The organism is Kribbella sp. NPDC004536, assembly GCF_042873835.1.
Classification (GTDB): domain Bacteria; phylum Actinomycetota; class Actinomycetes; order Propionibacteriales; family Kribbellaceae; genus Kribbella.
On sequence record NZ_JBIALY010000009.1, the window covers coordinates 1 to 3,845 of the forward strand.

The 3,845-nt window shown below is 67.3% G+C and carries 2 protein-coding genes; one reads left to right on the plus strand and one right to left on the minus strand.

The annotated features are described in order from the left end of the window. Window positions 1-348: hypothetical protein (locus ACFYRU_RS39395; RefSeq protein ID WP_387669038.1), on the minus strand; the 348-nt coding region annotated here is incomplete at its 3' end. 285 nt (window positions 349-633) lie between these two features. On the opposite strand from ACFYRU_RS39395, the gene ACFYRU_RS39400 reads away from it, so the two are divergent. Next, window positions 634-3,845: hypothetical protein (locus ACFYRU_RS39400; protein WP_387669040.1), on the plus strand; the 3,212-nt coding region annotated here is incomplete at its 3' end.

Below are 3,845 nucleotides of genomic sequence, written 5' to 3' on the forward strand. Positions count from 1 at the left end.
CACTACGCGCTGGTCGAGGACCCGGGCGTGGACGGCGGCACGGTGATGGGCCGGAATCTGTATGTGCAGAAGGTCACCTGGACCGGCCGCGGCGACACTGAGGGGAAGTATGCGGTGTCGTTCGTGCGGGACCGGGACCTGGGTGAGCCGTTGCGTGGCGACAAGGGGATTGATGCGCGGGCGGGGTTCAAGCGGGTGACGGCTGATTTGTTGCGGCACATCGATGTGACGTTCGACAACGCGCTGGTGCGCCGGTATGTGCTGGATTACCGGACGGGTGCGTTCGGGAAGACGTTGTTGGCGTCGTTGGAGCAGCACGACGCCGGGGATGCGCTGGTGGGGAAGCATGATTTCGATTATTTCGATGATGTGCGGGATTCGGGGGGGGCGTATCACGGGTTTGAGTCGGCGGATTGGTCGGTGCCCAGTGATGGGGGTTTGGATGATGCGGCGTTGAATCTGGGTGGGAAGTTGTTGGGGGATGCGTCGTTGTTGGGGTCGAACAAGTCGTCGAGTCTGGGCGGGCATTTGTATGTCGGTCACACGTTCAATCCGTTTGCGGATGGGAAGTCAGGGACGGCGGGGCCGAAGGGCGGGTATTCGCGGTCGTCGAGTTCGGGTGTGTTGGCGTTGATGGATGTTGATGGTGACAATCTGCCGGACAAGGTGTTCCGTGACGACAACGGTACGGTGAAGTACCGCAAGAACCTGGCCAAGCCGGGTGGGGTGTTGGCGTTCTCGGATCAGGCGGTGGCGCTGGATTTGCCGGATGGGTTCGCGCACGAGTCCAGTTCGTCGTGGACGGCGGGTCTGGAGGATTATCACGGTTTCGCGAAGCAGTTGGATTACGTGTGGAACAAGTCGACGACGGACCGGTATTTCGCGGATGTGAACGCGGACGGCATCAGCGATGTGGTGGCCGGGAACACGGTGCTGTTCGGGCGTCTGGAGAACGGGAAGCCGGTCTATGGTCCGGCGGGTGACTCTTCGGGGACGCCGGCGCCGGTGACGGCGGGTCGTTTGGACACGGGGAAGCTGGACGCGGGTGAGGCCAAGGAGCGGGATCAGTTGATCGATTCGTTCCCGTTGCTGGACACGGTGCGGCGCTGGGTGGCGCCGTTCGCGGGGCAGGTCCAGATCACGGGCGCGGTGAAGCTCGATCCGGCCACGGCGGACGCGCGGGACAAGTCGACTACGGCGGATGGGGTGCGGGTCGCGATCCAGCACGACGACGCCGAGTTGTGGTCGGACGTGATCGAGAAGGACGACAACACCGACCATGTGCCGTCGCGGCTGGGCACGGTCGCGGTGAAGAAGGACCAGGTGCTGTATTTCCGGGTCGGGTCTCGCTTCGACGGCAGCCTGGATGCGGTGTCGTGGGACCCGGTGGTGACCTATGTGCAAGACGACGCCTCAACGGACGTGAACGGGCTGGGCGCGTTCCGGTTCGACGCGGGCCGGGAGTTCACGTTGGCCGGGCGCGGCTCGACCAGCGCCACCGGCGGCTCGGGTGGTGCTGCTGGTGCGGGTGACGGGTCGGTGAAGGTGCCGTTGACCGGGACGTTGCACCTGGACGGCGATTTCACCAAGTCGGCCGCCACGAGCGATGACGTGCGGGTACAGATCGTCCGCGACGGGGTGGCGGTGCTGGACCAGACCGTGGCTTCGTCGGCGACTGGGTCGGTGCCGGTGAGCCTGGACGTGACGGTGACGAAGGGGCAGCGCCTGGCGTGGCGGGTGTTGTCGGATTCCCCGATCGATCAGCAGGCCTACGGCTGGATTCCGCGCGGGTTCTACACCGCGGTGGCGGCGGGGCAGGGTGTGGATCAGGTGAACGACGGGGCGGGGAACCCGGCGATCGTGTTCCACCCTGCGTATGTGGCCGATCTGTACGGTGCCGACGATCTGCTGTTCGGGCCGCAGGCCAGCGTGTTGGTGCCGGGGACCGGGACGACGCCGGTGCAGGTGGGGGTGACACCGCACTTGAGCCTGGCGACGGGCCAGCCGGGCCAGTCGCAGGTGTCGGGGCAGGTCACGTTCACGATCAAGAAGATCCCTGCCGGTCAGGCGGGTCGGCAACCGGGGCAGTCGGGTGTGCTGGCCGGGAAGGGTGTGTTCGGGATCAGTGGCGGGCAGGTGGCCTCGGAGCCGGGCACGGTGCAGGTGAGCGCGGCGCCAGGGGACCGGTTGTTCTACGATTTCACGACCCGCGACGCCGGCGTGGTCAAGCTGATCACCGGGCACACCGTGAACGACACGCTGTCGGTGGGGGTACGGCCGTCAGCGTTGCACTTCCCCGGGGCCGAGGGCGCGTTCCCGCAGCCGTGGCGCGGCTGGGGAGTGATCGGCTACAACGCGAACCGGGACAAGGCTGACGCGCCGATCAACGAGTCCGGCCTGGTCATCGACGACAACTACGGCGGGCAGCTGCCCGGCAGCGTGGACCCGCAGGGCCAGTTGGACGACTTCCTCAAGAACCCGGGGATCACGCCGCCCACGGCGGTGCCGTTCACCGCGTCCCCGCAAGACCACCGCTGGCAGTCTTCGGCCGATTCCTGGGCGAGCGCGGCCGGGGTGTCGAGTTCGCGGCTGGGTGCACCGTCGATCGACGACGCCGGTGCTGCGTCGGCCACCGATATCGCGGTGCCCCGCAAGGCCAAGTCGAACGGCCCGTCAGTGACCGGCGATGTCGATGCCGGGTTCTCCCTGGGCGGCAGCGCCTCGGCCGGGGATTCGGCCGCGACGCAGGACTTCATGGACATGAACGGGGACGGGTTCCCCGACGTGGTCACCCCGAACGGGATCCAGTACACCGATCCCACCGGCGGCCTCGGCCACACCGAACTGAACGCTGCCGGACTGCCCGGGATCCCGGACAGCTCCGCGGGGGTTACCGCGCGGTCGAGTCACAACCGGTCCGGGAACGCCTCCGGCGGCGCGGCGGCACGCACGATCGTGAACGGCAAGGGCAAGGCCGCCCCGGACGGTAAAAGCTCCGCGAACACCGCGCAGTCCGGCAACAGTATGCCGCCGCTGGGCGCCAGCGGGCATCTGGGGCAAAGCCAGTCCGACACCAGTTTCGACCTGATCGACGTCAACGGCGACAACCTGCCCGACCGAGTCTACGACACCGGCGAGCACGTCCCGAACGACCTGAAAGGCAAGGTCGCGCTCAACCTCGGCTACAGCTTCGCGGCTCCCGAAGCCTGGCCGGGTGCGGGGAAGATCAACGACGGCACCGGCGAGGACGACGGCCTCAACCTGGGCTACAACAGCGACTTCTACGGCCTGGCCGGCGGTCTGTCGCTGTCGTGGGGGACGACGTTCACCAAAGCCACCCTGGCCGACCTCAACGGTGACGGCCTGGCCGACCGGGTCCTGCAAGCCAGCCACGCCGGCGACCCGATCCAGGTCGCGTTCAACACCGGCACCGGCTTCGCGAACCCTGTCCCGTTCGGCGGCGCGATGAACGGCGAGATCGCCCGCGACACCAACACCACCCTGTCCGGCGGCGCCTACGCCACCTTCCCGCTACCTGTCGCCTGCCTGGGCACCTGCGTGTTCAACCCCGGCATCGACGCCTCCACCGGAAAGTCCCGCACCGAACAGGCCCTGCGCGACGTCAACGGCGACGGCCTGACCGACCAGGTCTCCTCCACCGGCAACGGCCAACTCACCGTCAAACAAAACACCACCGGCCGCACCAACCTGTTGAAACAGGTCACCCTCCCCCTCGGCACCGGCACCTCCCGCGCCACGACCAGCTTCGACTACACCCGCGACGGGAACACCCCCGACCAGCCCCAATCCAAATGGGTCCTGTCCAAGGTCACCACGAATGATGG